17 protein-coding genes are annotated in these 18,093 nt (G+C 75.1%); 2 read left to right on the top strand and 15 right to left on the bottom strand.

Translation table 11 applies throughout. The annotated features are described in order from the left end of the window. Positions 1-10 precede the first annotated feature (10 nt). The gene (locus IEW90_RS04370; RefSeq protein ID WP_188716408.1) at positions 11-1,231 is read right to left on the bottom strand and encodes a histidine--tRNA ligase; all 1,221 of its coding nucleotides are present in this window, start codon (positions 1,229-1,231) and stop codon (positions 11-13) included. Between the two features lie 61 nt (positions 1,232-1,292). Here IEW90_RS04370 and IEW90_RS04365 point away from each other — a divergent pair, with 61 nt between their 5' ends. Continuing rightward, complete coding sequence (locus IEW90_RS04365; protein WP_188716406.1) at positions 1,293-2,042, top strand: Pr6Pr family membrane protein; 750 nt, start codon at positions 1,293-1,295, stop codon at positions 2,040-2,042. Here the strand turns inward: IEW90_RS04365 and IEW90_RS04360 are convergent. Continuing rightward, positions 1,973-2,614: a TetR/AcrR family transcriptional regulator gene (locus tag IEW90_RS04360; protein ID WP_188716403.1), complete on the bottom strand. Its 642-nt coding sequence runs from the start codon at positions 2,612-2,614 to the stop codon at positions 1,973-1,975. The genes IEW90_RS04365 and IEW90_RS04360 overlap by 70 nt on opposite strands. 92 nt (positions 2,615-2,706) lie before the next feature. Here IEW90_RS04360 and IEW90_RS04355 point away from each other — a divergent pair, with 92 nt between their 5' ends. Then, positions 2,707-3,672, top strand: coding sequence for an NAD(P)-dependent alcohol dehydrogenase (locus IEW90_RS04355; RefSeq protein ID WP_188716401.1), 966 nt, complete (start codon positions 2,707-2,709; stop codon positions 3,670-3,672). Positions 3,673-3,838: 166 nt separating this feature from the next. Here IEW90_RS04355 and IEW90_RS04350 read toward each other — a convergent pair whose 3' ends face one another. From IEW90_RS04350 to IEW90_RS04290, 13 genes are all read right to left on the bottom strand, one after another. Further along, entirely contained in the window at positions 3,839-5,275 is a 1,437-nt protein-coding gene (locus tag IEW90_RS04350) for a PepSY-associated TM helix domain-containing protein (protein ID WP_188716400.1), read from the bottom strand. After that, on the bottom strand, positions 5,272-5,973 hold the full coding sequence (locus IEW90_RS04345; RefSeq protein ID WP_188716398.1) for a DUF1775 domain-containing protein: 702 nt from the start codon (positions 5,971-5,973) through the stop codon (positions 5,272-5,274). Before IEW90_RS04345 ends, IEW90_RS04350 begins: the two co-directional genes overlap by 4 nt. 172 nt (positions 5,974-6,145) lie before the next feature. Next, positions 6,146-6,736 (bottom strand): hypothetical protein, encoded by a 591-nt coding sequence (locus tag IEW90_RS04340; RefSeq protein ID WP_188716395.1) that lies wholly within the window; start codon positions 6,734-6,736, stop codon positions 6,146-6,148. Positions 6,737-6,741: 5 nt separating this feature from the next. Continuing rightward, positions 6,742-7,416: a MazG family protein gene (locus IEW90_RS04335; RefSeq protein ID WP_229679482.1), complete on the bottom strand. Its 675-nt coding sequence runs from the start codon at positions 7,414-7,416 to the stop codon at positions 6,742-6,744. Then, entirely contained in the window at positions 7,413-10,961 is a 3,549-nt protein-coding gene (mfd, locus tag IEW90_RS04330; RefSeq protein WP_188716393.1) for a transcription-repair coupling factor, read from the bottom strand. The genes IEW90_RS04335 and mfd overlap by 4 nt, the downstream gene beginning before the upstream one ends. Continuing rightward, positions 10,958-11,431 carry a hypothetical protein gene (locus IEW90_RS04325; RefSeq protein ID WP_188716391.1) on the bottom strand — a complete coding sequence of 158 codons (474 nt, stop codon included), beginning with the start codon at positions 11,429-11,431 and terminating at the stop codon, positions 10,958-10,960. The genes mfd and IEW90_RS04325 overlap by 4 nt, the downstream gene beginning before the upstream one ends. Before the next feature lie 65 nt (positions 11,432-11,496). Further along, positions 11,497-12,075 (bottom strand): aminoacyl-tRNA hydrolase, encoded by a 579-nt coding sequence (gene pth, locus IEW90_RS04320; RefSeq protein WP_188716389.1) that lies wholly within the window; start codon positions 12,073-12,075, stop codon positions 11,497-11,499. Positions 12,076-12,093: 18 nt separating this feature from the next. Then, a complete protein-coding gene (locus IEW90_RS04315) occupies positions 12,094-12,744 on the bottom strand; it encodes a 50S ribosomal protein L25/general stress protein Ctc (RefSeq protein ID WP_188716388.1) in 651 nt (216 codons plus the stop codon). 214 nt (positions 12,745-12,958) lie between these two features. Beyond that, entirely contained in the window at positions 12,959-14,368 is a 1,410-nt protein-coding gene (locus IEW90_RS04310) for a GntP family permease (RefSeq protein ID WP_188716386.1), read from the bottom strand. A gap of 80 nt (positions 14,369-14,448) precedes the next feature. Beyond that, on the bottom strand, positions 14,449-15,033 hold the full coding sequence (locus IEW90_RS04305; RefSeq protein ID WP_229679481.1) for a gluconokinase: 585 nt from the start codon (positions 15,031-15,033) through the stop codon (positions 14,449-14,451). Then, positions 15,030-16,085, bottom strand: a complete 1,056-nt coding sequence (locus IEW90_RS04300; RefSeq protein WP_188716384.1) for an L-idonate 5-dehydrogenase — start codon at positions 16,083-16,085, stop codon at positions 15,030-15,032. Before IEW90_RS04300 ends, IEW90_RS04305 begins: the two co-directional genes overlap by 4 nt. Positions 16,086-16,164: 79 nt before the next feature. Further along, positions 16,165-16,950 carry an SDR family oxidoreductase gene (locus tag IEW90_RS04295; RefSeq protein ID WP_188716382.1) on the bottom strand — a complete coding sequence of 262 codons (786 nt, stop codon included), beginning with the start codon at positions 16,948-16,950 and terminating at the stop codon, positions 16,165-16,167. Next, positions 16,950-18,002 carry a D-2-hydroxyacid dehydrogenase gene (locus IEW90_RS04290; protein WP_188716380.1) on the bottom strand — a complete coding sequence of 351 codons (1,053 nt, stop codon included), beginning with the start codon at positions 18,000-18,002 and terminating at the stop codon, positions 16,950-16,952. The genes IEW90_RS04295 and IEW90_RS04290 overlap by 1 nt, the downstream gene beginning before the upstream one ends. Between the last annotated feature and the right edge of the window lie 91 nt (positions 18,003-18,093).

Here is an 18,093-nt window from a genome sequence, read left to right as displayed (position 1 = left end):
CCGGGCGCCGTCAGGCGATCGGCTTGAGCTCGAGGCCCTCCGCGCTGCCGCCCGGGCGCAGGAACGCGACGTGCGTCGCACCGGAGGCGGCGAGCTGGTCGAGCAGCCCCTGCGGGTTCTTGGGGCGGCGCTGCATGCGCACCGTGCGGCCCGCGGCGACGAGCGCCCGCTTGGCGGCGAGCGCCTCGAGCGCCGGCACCTGCTTGTCGACCAGGAGCGCGACGACCTCCCGCTCCCCCTCCTCGGGCAGCTCGACCAGGTCGACGAGCCGCTCGAAGCCGAGCGAGATGCCCACGGCCGGCACCTCCTGGCCGAGGAAGCGGCCGACCATGCCGTCGTAGCGGCCGCCGCCGCCGATCGAGAACGGCAGGTCGGGGTGGGCGACCTCGAAGATCGCGCCCGTGTAGTAGCCCATGCCGCGCACGAGCGTGGGGTCGAGCTCGAGCGGGATGCCGACGTGCGCGGCCTGCAGCTCGCGGAGCGGCTCGAGCGTCGCGGCGTCGAAGCCCTCCGGCGCCTCGCCCGCGCCGATCGCGTCGAGCGTCGCGAGCAGCCGCTCGCCGTCGACGCCGCGCCCGGCGAGCTCCTCGGCGACGCCCTCGCGGCCGATCTTGTCGAGCTTGTCGACGGTGATGAGCGTCGCATCGCGCTGGTCCTCGGGCACGCCGGCGTGCTCGAGGGCGGCCGCGAGCACGCGGCGGTCGTTGATGCGGATGCGCGCGCCGTCGATGCCGAGGCGCTCGAGGGCGTCGCCGGTGGCGGCGAGCAGCTCGAGCTCGGCGGCGATGCCCGGCTCGCCCGCGATGTCGATGTCGCACTGCACGAACTGGCGGAAGCGGCCGCGCTGGGGCCGCTCGGCGCGCCACACCGGCGCGACCTGGATGGCGCGGAACACCGGCGGCAGGCTCGAGCGGTGCGTCGCGAGGAAGCGCGCGAGCGGCACGGTGAGGTCGAAGCGGAGGCCGAGGTCGGCGAGCTCGAGCGGGCTCGCGGCCTCGCGCAGGTCGTCGACCGTGAGGCCGCGGCGCATGACGGCGAAGGCGAGCTTCTCGTTGTCGCCGCCGAGGCCGGCGTGGAGCCGCGACGCGTCCTCGACCACGGGCGTCTCGATCTCCTCGAAGCCGTGGGCCTCGTAGGCGTCCCGGATGACGCGCAGCACGCGCTCGCGGCGGCGCTTGTCGACGGGCAGGAAGTCGCGCATGCCGCGCGGCGGGTGCACCTGGGTTGCCATGGCGTCCATCCTCTCGCACGTCGTGCGCGCCTCCCGACGCCGGCGGGTGCAGGATGGGCGCGTGCGGCGCGTGCTCCTCGACGACCGGTCGGTCCCGGTCGTCGCCCTGCGGGTGTCGATCCTGCTGCTCGGCGTGCTCGCCGAGGCCTGGAACATCGCCGACGTCGCACGCTCGGGCGAGCGCTGGAGCGAGCACTTCGCGTACTTCACCGTGCAGGCGAACCTGCTCGTGCTCGCGGTGGTCGCGTGGACGCTCGCGGTGCCGGCGCATCGGCGCCCGGCCTGGAGCGAGCACGTGCGGGGCGCCGCGACCGCGTACGCCGTGCTCGCGGGGCTCGTGTGGGCGGTGCTGCTCGCGGAGCCCGGCGAGGCGCTCTCGTGGACGATCGAGTACACGAACGTCGCGCAGCACCGGCTGGTCCCGGCCCTCCTGCTGCTCGACTGGCTGCTCGTGGCCGGCCCGCGCATCCGGCTCGTGCGCTGCCTGTGGTGGATGGCGTACCCGGTCGCGTACCTCGCGTCGGCGTGGTTGCGCGGCGGGCTCGTGGACGGCTGGTTCCCGTACCCGTTCCTCGACCCGGACGAGCACGGCGGATGGGCGGGGCTCGTCGGGCCGGTCGGGCAGGTGCTGCTCGCGTTCCTCGTGGGGATCGCGGCGGTCGCGCTCGGCGGGGCCCTGCGACGACGGGTGCTGCCGATCGAGGAGGTGCAGCGGCTCCGGCCGCTGCCGCTCGGGGAGGCTCAGCGGGCCAGCCGGGCCTCCAGGCCGTCGAGCACGAGCGCGAGCCCCCACTCGAACTCGTCGCCGTAGTCGTACGCGCGGCCGGCCACGAGCTCGTCGACCATCTCGGCCAGGCGCGGGAACGCGTCGCGCGGCAGCGCCATCTCCTCGACCATCGCGTCGGCGCCCTCCCCCGGCTCGAACGGCAGGTGCTGCTCGGTGAGCGCGAAGCCGTAGACGTAGGCGTCGAGCACCGAGAAGGCGTGCGCGGCGTCGACCACCGAGAAGCCGCCGCGGCGCAGGCACTCGAGCATGGCCTCGTGGTGCAGCAGCAGCGCCGGGCCGGGCGCGCGGCGCGACTCGAGCAGGCCGAGGCTCCAGGGATGCGCGCGCAGCACCGCGCGAACGTCTCGGCAGCGGCGGGCGACGGCCTCGCGCCACGGGACGTCGAGGGCGGGGCGCCCGATCTCGCCGACGACGCGCTCGACGACGGCGCCCACGAGCGCGTCCTTGCCCGCGACGTGGTGGTAGAGCGACATCGCCTCGACGCCGAGCTCGCGGCCGACGCTGCGCATGCTGAGGCCCGCGATGCCGTCGCGGTCGGCGACGGCGAGGGCGGCGTCGACGACGCGCTCGGCGCTGAGGGGCTCGCGCTGCGGCATCGTCGCCTCCTGCCCTCCGCATCGTGCTTGTGCGCTTACGACTGTAAGGCTACGCTGGCGCCATCATCGGCTTACACCCGTAAGGAGCCAGCATGCGCGCCGTGGTCGTCGATCGGTACGGTCCCCCCGAGGTCGCTCGCGTCGCCGAGCTGCCGGATCCGCAGCCCGGGCCCGGCCAGGTGCTCGTCCGCGTGGTCGCGGCGGCCGTGAGCTCCGGCGACGCCAGGATGCGGGCGGGCCGCTTCCCCGCCGGGTTCGCGCTGCCCGCCCGCATCGCGATCGGCGTGCGCGGGCCGCGCCGGCGGGTGCTCGGCTTCGCGCTCTCGGGCGTCGTGGAGGCCGTCGGCGAGGGCGTCGACGGGCTCGCGCCGGGCGAGGAGGTCGCAGGATCCACGGGCGGCACGGGCGCGCACGCCGAGCTCGTGGCGCTGCCCGCGGCGAAGGTCGTGCCGAAGCCCGCCGGCGTGCCGCACGAGCACGCGGCCGCGGCGCTCTTCGGCGGCCACACCGCCCTGCACTTCCTCCACGACGTCGCAGGTCTCCGCGCCGGCCAGCGCGTGCTCGTCATCGGCGCCGCCGGCGCCGTCGGCTCGAGCGCGGTGCAGGTCGCCCGGCTCGCCGGCGCGCACGTGACCGGCGTCGCGAGCGCGTCGAACGCGGACCTCCTCCGACGGCTCGGCGCCGACGCCGTTCTCGACCGCGCGACCGTCGACTACGACGCGCTCGAGGAACGGTTCGACGTGGTGCTCGACGCGGTCGGCGCGCTCTCGCCCGCGCGGGGCCGCCGCCTCCTCGCCGACGGCGGCATGCTCATCCTCGTCGTCGCCTCGCTGTGGCAGACGATCGTCGGGCAGACGGTCGGCGCGCGCGGACCGGTGCGGACGGGCGTCGCCGCAGACCGGCGCGAGCACGTCGAGCGGCTGCTCGGGCTGCTCGAGCGCGGCGAGCTCGACCCGGTGCTGCAGGAGGCGATGCCGATGGCCGAGGTCGCGCGCGCCCACGCGATCGTCGACTCCGGCCACAAGGTCGGCAACGTCGTGGTGCTGCCCGGCGCCTGAGCCGCCACGTCCTGCTCTCGAGCGGTCATCCCCCGCATCGACCGGCCACTTCCAGCATCGAGTGGTCGCGATGTGCTGCACCGTGCGACCACTGTCGACCGACAGTGACCGCTCGATGCACGAAGTGGCCACTCCCTCGCAGGAAGTGGCCATTCGGCAGGGGCGGTCAGGAGGGCGGGGGCGGTGCCGTCGGACGCGTGCGGGCGGCGACCAGCAGGCCGTCGAGCAGCACGAAGGCGACGAGCGTCCAGCCGACGAGCGGCAGGAGCAGGCCCAGCGCGGCGCCGACGGCCACGACCGCGAGCAGCCCCCACCACGGCGCGGCCGCGAGCGCGCCCGCCCCCGGCGCGGCGCCCGGGCGGCGGTACGGCCCGCGCCGCCACCACATCCGCATCCCGAGCGCGACGATCGCGGCGATGCCGATCGCGAGCGCCGCGAGCACGAGCTGGTTGACGAGCCCGAACATCGTGCCCATGTGCAGGTCGATGCCCCATCGGGCGAGCTTCGCGATGAGGCCGTAGTCGTCGAAGCGCACCTCGTCGACCACCGCGAGCGTCGCACCGTCGACGGCGACCGCGTCGACCTGGGTGGGGAACGAGCGCTGGATCTCCTGCACGACCCACGCCGTGCCCTCCTCGGCCGGCGGCCGGATCTCGACGAGGCCGACGTCGATCGACCGCTCCCGGCCAGCCGCGAGCACGGCGTCGAACAGCGCGGGGTCGACCTCGCCGGCCGCCGCGGGCGCGCCGTGCCCGCCGTGGCCCGCGTGCGGGTCGTCGGCGGATGCGGGGGCGTCGTCGAGCGCGGTCGACACCGACGGCGTGGTCCAGCCGAGCGCGCCGCGCAGCTCGGTGACGTTCGCGCCCGCGAGCTGCGACCAGGTGATGCCCGTGGCCGAGAGGAACAGCGCGCCGAGCGCGAGCCAGATGCCGAGCGAGGCGTGCCACGACAGCAGGCGCCGCACGCCCGTCGCGCGCCGCTCGGGCCGCAGGAGCTCGCGCCGGCGGCCACGCCGCGCGCTCGCCCAGCGGCCGATCCACAGACCCACGCCCGCGAGCACGACGATGCCGAGCCAGCTCGCCGCGAGCTCCGAGTAGAGCCGGCCGACGTCGCCGAGCCCGAGGCCGCGGTGGAAGTGGTCGATCGCCGTGCGCAGCGGCAACGAGCCGCTCGTGCCGTACACGGTCATGTCGCCGCGCACGTCGCCGCTCACGGGATCGACGAAGACGGCGCGCGACTCCGACTCCTGCAGCCCGTCGGCGGCGAAGAGCACCCGGGTCGTCGCGCCCTCCTCAGGCGCGGGGCGCACGGCCGCGAGCGCCGCCTCGTCGCCCACGACGCCCTGGGCGATGCGCACCTGCTCGGCGAGCGGCAGCGGCTCCCCCGTCGCCGGGGCGGTGAGCGCCTCGCGGTAGAGCTGCTGCTCGACCGCGGGCGCCAGGGCGTACGCAGCGCCCGAGAGCGCCGCGACGAGGATGCATGGCCCGACGAGCACACCCGTGAGCCAGTGGAGGCGGCGCAGGAGCGGCACGAGCCACGGCTGCCGCGGCGGCTGCGGGGGTGCGGATCCCGATGCCGCGGCGCGATCGGCGACGGCCGTCATCGGGCTGCCTCCCCGGCGCGGATGCCCGCCTGGCGGCGGAGCGCGACGGTCGCGAGCAGCGCCGCGACCACGGCGGCGACGAGCGCCGCGATCGTGAGCGGCTGCGACGCGGGGGTGGTCTCGGCGACCGCGAGCGCGTCCTGGGCGGGTGCCGCCTCGACCACCTGGATGATCGGCATCGACTCCTCGGCGTCGGGGCCCAGGTCGTCCCACGCGTACGCGCCCTCCTCGCACGTCTGCTGCGCGGGCAGCTCGAGCACGTCGCCCGGCGCCAGGTCGTCGCGGAGCACGACCTGCGCGTGCATCTGCCCGCGCACCGGGTCGGGCAGCGGCCGCTCGGCCGTGTACGTGAGCGTGCGCACGCCGTCGACGGCGGTGAGCGCGACGTCCCAGTCGGGGCTCTGGATCGGCGTGACGGCCGCGATCCCGGCGGGGATCGCGATGCTCACCGCGGTCGTGCCGGAGCCGTCGCAGCCGTGGCCGACCGCGATGGCCAGGTCGACGGTCTCGCCCGGCGAGGCTGACTCGGGCCCCACCTCGACGTGGGCGCTCGCGGCGGCGGGCGCGGCGAGCGCGAGCGCCGCGGCGGCCGCGAGGGCGGGCAGCGCGGCGCGCGCGGCGCGGCGGCGAGCGCCGGGGCCGGGGCCGGGGCCGGGGCCGGGGCCGGGGCGATGGTCGGAGGGTCGTCGGATGGTCATGGGTGCTCCTGTGCTGCCGCCCGGCTGCGCCGGCGCGGCGGTGGGGCGCCCGAGCGGTGCTCGAGGGCGCGGTCGTCTGGTCGCGGCATCGCTGGCTCGAGGGCCGGCGGATGCGCGGGATCGCCGCCGCGCAGGGCGCGGCAGGGCGCTCGCCGATGCGAGCGGGCGTGCCTCAGACGAGCGCGGGCGGCCCGCGGCGCGCCAGCGCGCGGGCGAGGATGCGCGTACGGGGCCGCGGTGCGGGGCGGGCGGCGACGAGCGCGCGCGCAGGCGGGCGCAGGGGCGTCGGCGCCCAGGCGAGCACGAGCGCGACGGCACGCAGCGACACGGCGCGCAGCAGTGCGGCGAGCGCCCGCGGCGCGCGGCGCACGAGCGCGAGGGTCAGAACGCCCGCGACGACGTGCGCGAGCGGCATGCCCGCGCCGCCGTGGTCGAGGGATGCGGCGGCGAGCGCGTCGCGCGCCGCGTCGCCGTGGGCGTGGACCGCGCTGCCGGAGCCGTGGGGCAGCGCGTAGAGGCCGTGCTGCACGAGCTGCGCGACCGCGACGGCGATCGCCTGCCGCACGAGGCCCGCGCGGGCGCCGAGCACGGGTGCGAGGAGGGCGAGGGTCGCGACGAGGGCGGCGAGCAGCAGGAGCGCGTCGGGCGCGGCGCCGCCGGCGAGCGAGTGGGCGCTGCCGGTGAGCGCGGTCGTGGCGACCGAGACGACGACGGCCGCGCCGATGGCGCGGCGACGCCGCCGCATCCGCTCGTCGACCGCCATGCCCCTCATCCTGCCGTGCGCTCCTGCGCGCGCAGGTCGTCGGCGAGCGCGCGGGTCGCGGCGCGCAGCGCGCGCTCGGCGTCGAGGCCGCGCGCGTCGGCCCCGCGCACGAGCGCGAGCAGCTCGCGGCCGAGCGCCGCCTCGTCGGTCGCCGCGGCCTCGGGCTCGGCGGGCAGCGCAAGGCCTGCCCGCCGCGCTCGGCTCATCGTCTTGGCGGCGAGCGCGAGCGCCGGGAGGGATGCGGGGATGCCGTCGAGCGCGCTCGTGCGCTCCGCCTTCTCGGCGCGCTTCAGCGCATCCCAGTTCGCCACGACCTCGTCGGCGCCCGAGACCTCGACGTCGCCGAACACGTGCGGGTGGCGGCTGCGCAGCTTCTCGGTGAGGCGCCGCGCGACATCGTCGAGGTCGAAGCGGCCCTCGGCGCGCGCGATCTCGGCGTGGAAGACCACCTGCAGCAGCACGTCGCCGAGCTCCTCGACGAGGTGGGCGTCGTCGGCCGGCGCATGCGGATCCGCGCCCTGCCCGTCCGGGCCCTCGGCCTCGATCGCCTCGACGAGCTCGTGCGCCTCCTCGAGCAGGTGGGTGACGAGCGAGCGGTGCGTCTGCTGCGCGTCCCACGGGCAGCCGCCCGGGCCGCGCAGCCGCGCCATCGTGGCGACGAGCTCGTCGACGGCGCTCACGGGGCGCCCGGCCCGGTCTCGGCCTCCGGCGCGCGCGACGCCGGGAAGACCGCGGTGAGGAGCGCCTCGACCCAGGCGATGAGCTCGGCGTCGGGCAGCGGCTCGGTCTGCGTGCCGGCGAGCCGGCCGCCGCCGCGCGTCGGGATGGGCACGACGAGCGTCTTCGCGGCGGCGTTGAACTTCGCGTCCGGGTACATGCGGCGCACCCGCAGCTGCACCGAGTCGGGCAGCTCGGCCGGGCCGACGCGCAGGTTCGGGCCCACCGCGATGACCTCGCTCAGCTGCGCGCGCTGGGCGCGGCGGCGCAGGCGCGCCATCGCCACGAGCGCGACCACCTGCGCGGGCGGCTCGCCGTAGCGGTCGCGCAGCTCGTCGACGACGCGGTCGATCGCGCCCTCGTCGCGGCCCGAGGCCGCGGCGGACAGCTTCTGGTACGCCTCGAGGCGCAGCCGCTCGGCGTCGACGTAGTCCTCGGGGATCACGGCGTCGACCGGCAGCTCGAGCCGCAGCTCGCGCGGGGCCTCGGTGTCCTCGCCGCGGAAGACTGCCACGGCCTCCCCGACCATCCGCAGGTACAGGTCGAAGCCGACGCCCGCGATGTGGCCCGACTGCTCGCCGCCGAGCAGGTTGCCGGCGCCGCGGATCTCGAGGTCCTTGAGCGCCACCTGCATGCCGGCGCCGAGCTCGTTGTGCACCGCGATCGTCTCGAGCCGGTCGTGCGCCGTCTCGGACAGCGGCGTCTCGGCGTCGTGGAGGAAGTACGCGTAGGCGCGCTCGCGGCCGCGGCCGACGCGGCCGCGCAGCTGGTGCAGCTGGCTGAGGCCGTAGCGCTCGGCGCGGTCGACGATGAGCGTGTTCGCGTTCGGGATGTCGAGGCCGGTCTCGACGATGGTCGTCGAGACGAGCACGTCGTACTGCTTCTCCCAGAAGTCGACGATGACGCGCTCGAGCTGCGACTCGGCCATCTTGCCGTGGGCCACGCCGATGCGGGCCTCCGGCACGAGCTCGGCGAGCTGCGCGGCGACCTTGTTGATGGTCGAGACGCGGTTGTGCACGAAGAACACCTGGCCCTCGCGCAGCAGCTCGCGGCGGATCGCCGCGGCGACCTGCTGCTCGTTGTAGGCGCCGACGAAGGTGAGCACGGGGTGCCGCGCCTCGGGCGGCGTGGCGAGGGTCGACATCTCGCGGATGCCGGTGACGGCCATCTCGAGCGTGCGCGGGATGGGCGTGGCCGACATCGCGAGCACGTCGACGTTCGTCTTCAGCGCCTTGAGGGCGTCCTTGTGCTCGACGCCGAAGCGCTGCTCCTCGTCGATGATGACGAGCCCGATGTCCTTGAACGCGACCCTGTCGGAGAGGATGCGGTGCGTGCCGATGACGACGTCGACCGTGCCGTCGGCGATGCCCGCGAGCGTCTCCCGCACCTCCTTGTCGGATTGGAAGCGGCTGAGCGCGCGCACCTGCACCGGGAAGCCCGCGAAGCGCGCGGCGAAGGTCTCGTGGTGCTGTCGCACGAGCAGCGTCGTGGGCACGAGCACCGCCACCTGCTTGCCGTCCTGCACGGCCTTGAACGCGGCGCGCACGGCGACCTCGGTCTTGCCGTAGCCGACGTCGCCCGAGAGCAGCCGATCCATCGGGATCTCGCGCTCCATGTCGCGCTTGATGTCGTCGATGGTGGTGAGCTGGTCGGGCGTCTCGGCGTACGGGAAGGCGTCCTCGAGCTCGCGCTGCCAGGGCGTGTCCGGGCCGAACGCGTGCCCCTTGGAGGCCATGCGGGCGGAGTAGAGCTGCACGAGCTCGACGGCGATCTCGCGCACGGCCTTCCGCGCCTTCGCCTTCGACTGCTGCCAGTCGGAGCCGCCCATCTTCGACAGCGCGGGGCTCTCGCCGCCGACGTAGCGGCTGAGCTGGTCGAGCTGGTCGGTGGGCACCGAGAGGCGGTCGCCGGGCTGGCCGCGCTTCGAGGAGGCGTACTCGAGCACGAGGTACTCGCGGGTCGTCCTCACGGGGTTGCGGCCGCCGCTCGAGACGGTGCGCTGCGTGAGCTCGACGAAGCGCCCGACGCCGTGCGTCTCGTGCACGACGAAGTCGCCGGGCTTGAGCTGCAGCGGATCGACGACGGTGCCGCGGCGCGCGGCCATGCGGCGGGGCGCCCGGGCGTCGACGCCGACGGCGCGGCCGAAGAACTCGGCCTCGCTCATGAGCAGGATGCGCTCGGCCGGCAGCTCGAAGCCGTGCTCGACGGCCGCCTGGGTCACGTGCACGACGCCGGGCTCGACGCCCTCGAGCGCCTCCTCCTCGCGGGCGGCGACCTCGCGCTCGGCGAGCACGGCGGCGGCGCGCTCGACGAGGCCGTGGCCGCCGGCGGTGACGACGGCGCGCCAGCCGTCGCGCAGGCGCTCGCGCAGGTGGTCGACGGCGCCATCGGCGCGGCCGGCGAAGCTCGGCACGGCCTCGGCGCCGAGCGCGTCGACGCTCTCGTCGCGCTGCAGGGCCGACAGCGTCCACCAGGGGCCCTCGGCGGCGTCGCGCAGCTCGTCGAGCTCGAGGAAGCCGCCGGCGAGGTCGACGGGCGCGGCGCCGCCTGCGGTCGCGGCGCTCCACGCGGCCTCGAGGAACTCGTGGTTCGTCTCGTTGAGGCTGCGCACGCGGTCGCGGATCCGCTCCGGGCCGAGCACGACGACCCCCGCGCCGGGCAGGTAGCGGGTGATGGGCACGAGCCGCGGCAGGAGCGCGGGCGCGAGCGACTCCATGCCCTCGACCGCGATGCCCTCGGCGAGCTTCTCGAGCATCTGCTGGATGCCCGGGAACTCGGGCGCGAGCTGGCGGGCGCGGTCGCGCACGTCCTGCGTGAGCAGCAGCTCGCGGCTCGCGGGCAGCACCACCCGCTCGACGGGCTCGGGCGAGGAGCGCTGGTCGGCGACGTGGAACCACCGCATCTGCTCGACCTCGTCGCCGAACAGCTCGACGCGCACCGGGTGGTCCTCGGCGGGCGGGAAGACGTCGAGGATGCCGCCGCGCACCGCGAACTCGCCGCGGCGCGTGACCATGTCGACGCGCGCGTACGCGAGGTCGACGAGGCGGCGCGAGAGCTCGGCGAGGTCGACGCCGCGGCCGCCCGCGACGAGCTCGACGGGCGCGACGTCGAGCAGGTTCTCGGCGACCGGCTGCAGCGCTGCCCGCACCGACGCGACGACGATCGCGGGACGGGAGCCGTCGCGCTCGGCGATGGCGCGCAGCGTCGCGCCGCGCCGGCCGACGGTCTCGGGCGAGGGGCTCAGCCGCTCGTGCGGGAGCGTCTCCCACGCGGGCAGGTCGAGCACCTCCGCCTCGGGCAGCCAGGCGGCGAGGTCCTCGCGCACGCCCTCGGCCTCGCGGCGGGTGGCGGTGATGACGAGCAGCGGGCGCGAGTGCGCGCTCGCGAGCGAGGCGACGACGGGCGCGCGGAGCGCCTCGATGCCGCTGAGCTCGCCGCCGCGGCGCGCCTCCACGACCGGCGCGAGGGCACCGCGCTCCAGCAGGTCGAGGAGCGGTCGCAGGCTCACGACATCACGACGGCCCCGGAGCCGTCGAAGACCTCGAGCCGGTAGCCCTCGCCGGGCTCGAAGGGCGGCATGACGCCCCCGAAGACGGGAGGCGCCTCCGGGTCCTGCACGTCGCCCCGCGTCAGCTCGACGTCCTGGCCGAACCAGTGCATGACGGCTCGCTCCGCACCCTCGGGAGCGATGACCAGCACGCCGTAGGCCTCGTCGGGCCCCTCGACGCAGAGCAGCGGACCCGTGCCCAGGCAGGAGTTGACCGTCCGCCCGTCGGCGTCCTCGAGGATGAGGTCCGTCAGTCCGGTCTCGGCCCCGCGATCGAACCAGAGGCCGTAGCCGTCGGCCAGGTCGGCGGCGAGCGTGTAGCCGTTGGGGCCGGCGGGCTCCGTCGCCTCCGGAGCGTCACCGCCTGCGCAGCCGCTGAGCACGAGCGCAGCCACGAGCACGCTCGCGACGCGCAGTGTCGTTCGGCCCACGGGCCCTCCTTCGGATCGACGACCATCGTAGCGCCGCCGCTCGGGCGGGCGGCCGCGTCGCGCCGTCAGGACGGCGCGTGGATGCCCTGCTGCGCCGCGAGGAAGCCCTCGGCGATGATCCGCTCGACGGCGTCGGCGCCGAGCTGCACCATGAGGTCGACCTCGTCCTGCTCGACCTTCGCGAAGGGCTTCAGGACGAAGTCGGCGGGGTCCTGCCGGCCGGGCGGGCGGCCGATGCCGAGGCGCACGCGCAGCACCTCGGGGCCGCGCGCGGCGATGATGTCGCGCATCCCGTTGTGGCCGCCGTGGCCGCCGCCCTGCTTGAGGCGGACGCTGCCGAGCGGCAGGTCGAGCTCGTCGTGGAGCACGACGACGTGGTCGGCGTCGACGCCGAACCAGTCCATGAGCTTCGCCACCGGACCGCCGGAGCGGTTCATGTAGGTGGTCGGGAAGGCCGTGACCACCTTCGGGCCGCCGATGATGCGCGACTCGGCGACGAGCGCCTCGGCGCGGCCGTGGCGCTTGGGGCTCGCGCCGGCGCGGCGCTCGAGCTCGGCGAGCACCATCTGGCCGATGTTGTGGCGCGTGCGCGCGTAGTCGGGCCCGGGATTCCCGAGCCCGACCACGAGCCACGTGTCCGCCACTGCGGAGCGTCCTGGGGACTACTCGGCCGAGTCGCCCTCGGCGGCCTCGGCGGCGTCGCCCTCGGCGGCCTCCGCCTCGTCGCCCTCGGCGGCCTCGGTCTCCTCGTCCTCGGCCGGGAGCTGCGGCTCCTGGACCGCGACGACGAGCGTCTCGCCGTCGGTGAGGAGCTCGGCGCCCCCCGGCAGCTCGATCTCCGACGCGACGATGCGGGCGCCGTCCTCGAGGCCCTCGACCGAGACGGTGAACGACTCGGGGATGTGGAGCGCCTCCACCTCGACCGAGACGGTCGTGGCGTCCTGGATGGCGATGAGGCCCGAGACGGGCTCGCCCTCGACGTGCACGGGCACGTCGACCGTGACCTTCTCGCCGCGGCGGACGATGACGAGGTCGAGGTGCTCGATGGCGGGGACGCCCATGAGGACGGGGTTGCGCTGCACGTCCTTGACGAGCGCGAGCTGGCTCTTGCCCTCGATCTGCAGGTCGATGATCGCGTTCGTGCGGCGCACGAGCATGAACACGTCGTGCGCGTTCACGGTGAGGTGCTGCGGCTCGGTGCCGTGGCCGTACAGGACCGCGGGGACCTTGCCGACGGCGCGCAGCTTGCGCGCCGCGCCCTTGCCGAAGCTCTCGCGGATCTCGGTCGTGAGCTTGTTGTCGTCGGTGCTCATGGTGATGCTCCTCGTGGCCCGCGGGCCTGTTGGTGATGTCGACTCGAACGCTGACGCGTGAGGACGGGGCCCCTGCTGCCACTGCGTCGATCACGGATGCTCGCGCATCCCTCGCCGAAGTTCAGCCTCCGATGCTACCAGCGCCCGCGGGCCGCCACCACACGCGAGCGGCGGGCCCCCGAGGGGACCCGCCGCGTCGTGGATCGGTGCGGCGCTAGCCCAGCAGGCCGCCCACCAGGTAGATCACGACCGAGATCGCGAAGCCGACGATGGCCATGAGGCCCTGCGCGACGGTCCAGGTCTTCAGCGTCGTCTTCACGTCGAGGCCGAAGAACTTCGAGACCAGCCAGAAGCCCGAGTCGTTCACGTGGCTGAAGCCGACCGAGCCGGCCGCCGTCGCGAGCACGATCGCGGCGACCTCGACGGGGTTGAAGCCGCCGTCGACGACGACGCCCGCCATGAGCGAGGCCGCGGTCGTGAGCGCCACGGTCGCCGAGCCCTGCGCGATGCGCACGATCTGCGAGATGAGGAAGGCCGCGAGGATGACCGGCATGCCGATCGAGTTGAGCGAGTCGGCGATGGCGTCGCCGATGCCGGTGACGCGGAGCACGCCGCCGAACATGCCGCCGGCGCCGGTGACGAGCACGACCGAGCAGATGGGGCCGAGGGCGCTGTCGGCCACCTTGTCGATGAGCGAGCCCTTCTTGCCCATGCCCCAGCCGAGCAGCCAGAACGACACGAGCACCGTGAGGAGCAGCGCGACCGGCGTCTCGCCGAGCGTGCGCAGGATCGCGACGACCGGCTCCGCCTTGAACGCGTCCGGGTCGGCCTGCGTCGAGGCGAACATGTTGAGGCCCGTGTTCAGCAGGATGAGGATGAGCGGCAGCACGAGCAGGAAGACGATCTTGCCGAACGCGGGGTTCGACTCCATCTCCTCGTGATCGTCCTTCGAGCCGTCGAGGATCGTCGGCACGCCGACGTCGTAGCGGCGGCCGACCCAGCCGCCGTAGAGCACGCCCACGAGGTACCAGACGGGCAGCGCCACGACGAGGCCGAGGATGAGCACGAGGCCCACGTCGGCGCCGAGGATCGCGGACGCCGAGACCGGGCCGGGGTGCGGCGGCACGAAGATGTGCATCGAGCTGAACGCGAGCGCGGCCGGGAAGGCGACGGTCAGCAGCGAGCCGCCCAGGCGGCGCGCGACGGCGTAGATGATCGGCATCATCACGACCAGGCCCGCGTCGAAGAAGATCGGGAAGCCCATGAGGAGGCTCGCGACGCCGACCGCCATCGCGGCGCGCTGCTCGCCGAAGCGCGCGATCAGCTTGTCGGTGAGCACGCGCGCGCCGCCCGAGGTCTCGATCATGCGGCCGAGCATCGCGCCGAGCGCGACGAGCAGCATGACGGAGCCGAGCGTCGGGTTGAACCCGAACGAGATGGCCTCGATGAGCCGGTTGAAGGGGATGCCGGCGGCGACGGCCGTCAGCAGGCTCGTGATCATGAGCGCGAGGAACGCGTGGATCTTGAAGGCCATGATGAGCACGAGGAGGAGCGCGATCGCGCCCGCCGCGAGCAGCAGCAGCCCTCCTGTGCCGAGGTCCCAGTTGAGGACGAGGTCATCCATGGTCGTGACTCCTGTGTCTGTGGTGCGGAGGGAGGTGGCGGGGCGGCTCGTGGCCGACCCCGGGGATCAGCGGTCGGGGATCAGCGGCCGGGCAGGTCGATGGCGCCCGTGAGGGTCGCGCCCTCGCCGGGCTCGACCGGGCGGCCGGAGGCGCGCGCGATGAGGATGCGGGTGACCTCGTCGACGATCGCGGCGGGCGTCTGCTCGACCGAGATGACGATCCCGCGCTCGTGGTCGGCGAGCGGCTCGAGCGTGTCGATCTGGCTGTCGAGGAGCGTCGTCGGCATGTACTCGTGGTCGCGGTGCGCGAGGCGGTCGGCGATGAGGCCCTTCTCGCCCGCGAGGTGCACGAAGACCAGGTCGGGCTCGCTCGAGCGCAGCAGCTCGCGGTACCAGCGCTTGAGGGCCGAGCACGCGACGATCGTGATGCGGCCCTCGCGGCGGCCCTCGGCGATGGTCTCGCCGATCACCTTGAGCCACGGCACGCGGTCCTCGTCGGTGAGCGGGTGCCCCTCGCGCATCTTCTCCTTGTTCGCGACCGGGTGCAGGTCGTCGCCGTCGATGAACGTGATGTTCAGCCGCTCGGCGAGCGCGGCGCCGATCGTCGACTTCCCGGATCCCTGGACGCCCATGATGATCATGGACGGGTAGCGCAGCTCGGTCATGATGCCTCCTGGAGGTCGATGAGCACCTTCGACGAGGCGCTCGCGTCGCCGGCGGTGGCGAAGGCCTCGAGCGCGTCCGCGACGGGCGCGACGTGCGTGATGACGGGGTCGACGGCCAGCGAGCCGTCGGCGAGGGCGGCGATGACGTCGTCGATCTCGTCGTTGAAGCGGAACGAGCCGACGAGCGTCAGCTCGCGCGTGATGGCGAGGGACGCGAGCACCGGCACCTCGCCGGAGCGCTGCAGGCCGAGCATGACGACGGTGCCGCCGCGGGCGACGCCGCGGATGGCCGAGGCGAGGCCCGGGACGGTGCCGGACGACTCGATGACGACGTCGGCGTGGACCGCTGCGATCGCCGCCTCGTCGCGCGCGTCGATCGTGCGGGCGGCGCCCACCTTCGCGGCGACCTCGCGGGGGAGGTCGTGGAGGTCGGTGGCGATGACCTCGGCGGCGCCGTGGTGCACGGCGACGGCGACGGCGAGCGCGCCGATCGGGCCGGCGCCGACGACGAGCACCCGCTTCCCGGCGACGTCGCCGGCGCGGCCGACGCCGTGCCACGCGACCGCGGCGGGCTCGACGAGCGCCGCGGTACGGAGGTCGAGGCCGTCGGGCAGCGTGCGCAGCATCCGCGAGGGCAGCGCCACGCGGCGCGCGAACGCGCCGGCGGTGTGCGGCATGCGGGCGGCCGAGCCGAGGTAGGTGCCGGCGGGGCTGAGGTTGGGGCTGTCGGCGGGGAACGGCGCCGAGCCGTCGTCGATGGGCGTCGCCGGGTGCACCGCGACGCGCGTGCCGGCGGCCGGGCCGGAGCCGTCGGCGGCGGCATGCAGCACCTCGCCGACCACCTCGTGGCCGAGCACCATCGGCTCGCGGAGGATCGACTCCCCCGCGGCGCCGTGGCGCCAGTAGTGGAGGTCGGAGCCGCAGACGCCGCCGAAGCGGACGGCGACGACCGCCTCGTCGGGGGCGGGCGCGGGCTCGGCGAGCTCCTCGATGCGCACATCGTCCTTGCCGTGGGCCACGATCGCGAGGTTGGGCTGCTGTGCCGCGGTCATCGGGTCGTCCTTCCGTGGGCGCGCCGACGGCGTCGCCCTGCTGAGAGCCTAGGCGCCCCGGGCGGGACGCGGCGTGTCGTCAGACGACCGCGGTCATCCCGCCGTCGACGTAGAGGGTCTGGCCGTTCACGAACGCCGAGGCGTCGGAGGCGAGGAAGACGAGCGCGCCGACGAGGTCGCGCACGTCGCCCCAGCGGCCCGCGGGCGTGCGGCCGCGCACCCAGCCCGAGAACTGCTCGTCGTCGACGAGCGCCTGCGTGAGCTCGGTGGCGAAGTAGCCGGGCGCGATCGCGTTCGCGGTGATGCCGTGCGGCGCGAGGTCGGCGCACAGGCCCTTCGTGAGCATGACGATCGCCCCCTTCGTCGCCGAGTACGGGGCGATGGAGGGGCGCGCGAGCTGCGACTGCACGGAGCCGATCGAGACGATGCGGCCCGAGCCGCGCGCGATCATGCCCTTCGCGACGCGGCGCGAGAGCAGGAAGGCGCTCGTGAGGTTCGTGGCGACGAGGTCGTGCCAGTCCTGGTCGGCGAACTCCGCGATGGGCGAGCGGCGCTGGATGCCGGCGTTGTTCACGAGGATGTCGGGCGTGCCGAGGCGCGCCTCGAGCTCGGTCAGCCCCGCGTCGACCGCCGCCGCATCCGTCACGTCGAACGTGATGGCGTGCGCGGCGACGCCCGTCGAGGCGGTGATCTCGTCGGCGGCGCGCTGCGCCTTGGCGGCGTCGCGGCCGTGGACGACGACGGTGGCGCCGGCCTCGGCGAGGCCCTGCGCGAGCGCGCGGCCGATGCCCTGGCTGGAGCCCGTGACGAGCGCGGTGCGCCCGGCGAGGTCGAAGAGGGCGGGGCCGGTGGGCGCCTCGGGCATCAGTAGAACTCCTTCGTCGACATGACGTTCTGCAGCGGCTCGCCGTCGAGGAGGCGCGTGGCGTTCGCGGCGAAGAGCTCGGCGATGCGGCGCGGCTCCTGGCGCGAGAGCGCGGCCGTGTGGGGGCTGATGAGCACGCTCGGGTGCGCCCACAGGCGCGACTCGGCGGGCAGCGGCTCGACGGCGGTGACGTCGAGCGCGGCGAAGCCGATGCGGCCCGCATGCAGGGCGTCGAGCAGCGCGGGCTCGTCGACGACGGTGCCGCGGCCGACGTTCACGAGGATCGTGTCGGGGCGGACGGCGCCGAGCACCTCGGCGCCGACGAGCCCCTCGGTGCGCTCGGTGCCGGGCAGCGTCACGACGATCGCGTCGACCTCGGCGGCGGCGGCCGCGAGCTCGTCGATCGGCACGAGGCGGTCGACGTGGTCGACGGGCTCGCCGCTGCGGGTGGTGCCCCAGACGGTGGCGCCGAGGCCGGCGAAGCGCTCGGCGACGACCTTGCCGATGCCGCCGAGGCCCACGACGAGCACGGTCATCTCGCTCACGTGGCGCATGAGGCGGCGGCCCGTGCCCCAGTGCCGCTCGGCCTGGTCGGCCTCGAGCTGGCGGAGGTCCTTGGCGCCGGCGAGCACGCCGAAGACGGCCCACTCGGCGAGCGTGGAGGCGTGCATGCCGGCGCTCGTCGTGACGACGACGCGCTCGAGCTCGGCCTCCGTCAGCTCGGCCTTCTTCACCTGCCCGCCGCCGCCCGCGGCGGTCGTGTGCACCCAGCGGAGGCGCTCGTTCGCGCGCACGGCGCGGGCGAGCGCTGCGGGGCTGACGTCGGGGATGCCGAAGATCGCGTCGGCATCCGCGAGGAGCGCGTCGAAGGCCTCCTGCTGCTCGGGCGTGCGCGCGAAGCCGGGCTCGCCCTCCCAGTCGCCGTCCCAGCGCCACGGGGCGGTGAGCGCGGGGTCGCGCAGGAGCTCAACGCGGGGCTCCAGCTCGCGGATGCGGTCGGCGGATGCGTCGTCGAGGCTCACCGCGACGGCGACCTTCAGGCTCTCGGGCATGGCAGCACTCCCTTGTCAGATACCAGGCTATGCGATGGTCGGATGCCGCGGGCGCGGCGGGTCGGATGCCGCGGGTGCGGCGTCGGTCGGA

It is taken from the genome of Agrococcus terreus (genome assembly GCF_014645235.1).
GTDB lineage: Bacteria > Actinomycetota > Actinomycetes > Actinomycetales > Microbacteriaceae > Agrococcus > Agrococcus terreus.
Note: the sequence above shows the minus strand (reverse complement) of the source record. Positions and strands in the feature narration are given on the sequence as shown.

What these genes read in the sequence shown, in the direction of transcription:
- IEW90_RS04370 (WP_188716408.1), bottom strand. Translation starts at nt 1,231, where the DNA reads ATGGCAACCCAGGTGCACCCGCCGCGCGGCATGCGCGACTTCCTGCCC.
- IEW90_RS04360 (WP_188716403.1), bottom strand. Translation starts at nt 2,614, where the DNA reads ATGCCGCAGCGCGAGCCCCTCAGCGCCGAGCGCGTCGTCGACGCCGCC.
- IEW90_RS04355 (WP_188716401.1), top strand. Translation starts at nt 2,707, where the DNA reads ATGCGCGCCGTGGTCGTCGATCGGTACGGTCCCCCCGAGGTCGCTCGC.
- IEW90_RS04350 (WP_188716400.1), bottom strand. Translation starts at nt 5,275, where the DNA reads ATGACGGCCGTCGCCGATCGCGCCGCGGCATCGGGATCCGCACCCCCG.
- IEW90_RS04345 (WP_188716398.1), bottom strand. Translation starts at nt 5,973, where the DNA reads ATGACCATCCGACGACCCTCCGACCATCGCCCCGGCCCCGGCCCCGGC.
- IEW90_RS04340 (WP_188716395.1), bottom strand. Translation starts at nt 6,736, where the DNA reads ATGGCGGTCGACGAGCGGATGCGGCGGCGTCGCCGCGCCATCGGCGCG.
- IEW90_RS04315 (WP_188716388.1), bottom strand. Translation starts at nt 12,744, where the DNA reads ATGAGCACCGACGACAACAAGCTCACGACCGAGATCCGCGAGAGCTTC.
- IEW90_RS04310 (WP_188716386.1), bottom strand. Translation starts at nt 14,368, where the DNA reads ATGGATGACCTCGTCCTCAACTGGGACCTCGGCACAGGAGGGCTGCTG.
- IEW90_RS04305 (WP_229679481.1), bottom strand. Translation starts at nt 15,033, where the DNA reads ATGACCGAGCTGCGCTACCCGTCCATGATCATCATGGGCGTCCAGGGA.
- IEW90_RS04300 (WP_188716384.1), bottom strand. Translation starts at nt 16,085, where the DNA reads ATGACCGCGGCACAGCAGCCCAACCTCGCGATCGTGGCCCACGGCAAG.
- IEW90_RS04295 (WP_188716382.1), bottom strand. Translation starts at nt 16,950, where the DNA reads ATGCCCGAGGCGCCCACCGGCCCCGCCCTCTTCGACCTCGCCGGGCGC.
- IEW90_RS04290 (WP_188716380.1), bottom strand. Translation starts at nt 18,002, where the DNA reads ATGCCCGAGAGCCTGAAGGTCGCCGTCGCGGTGAGCCTCGACGACGCA.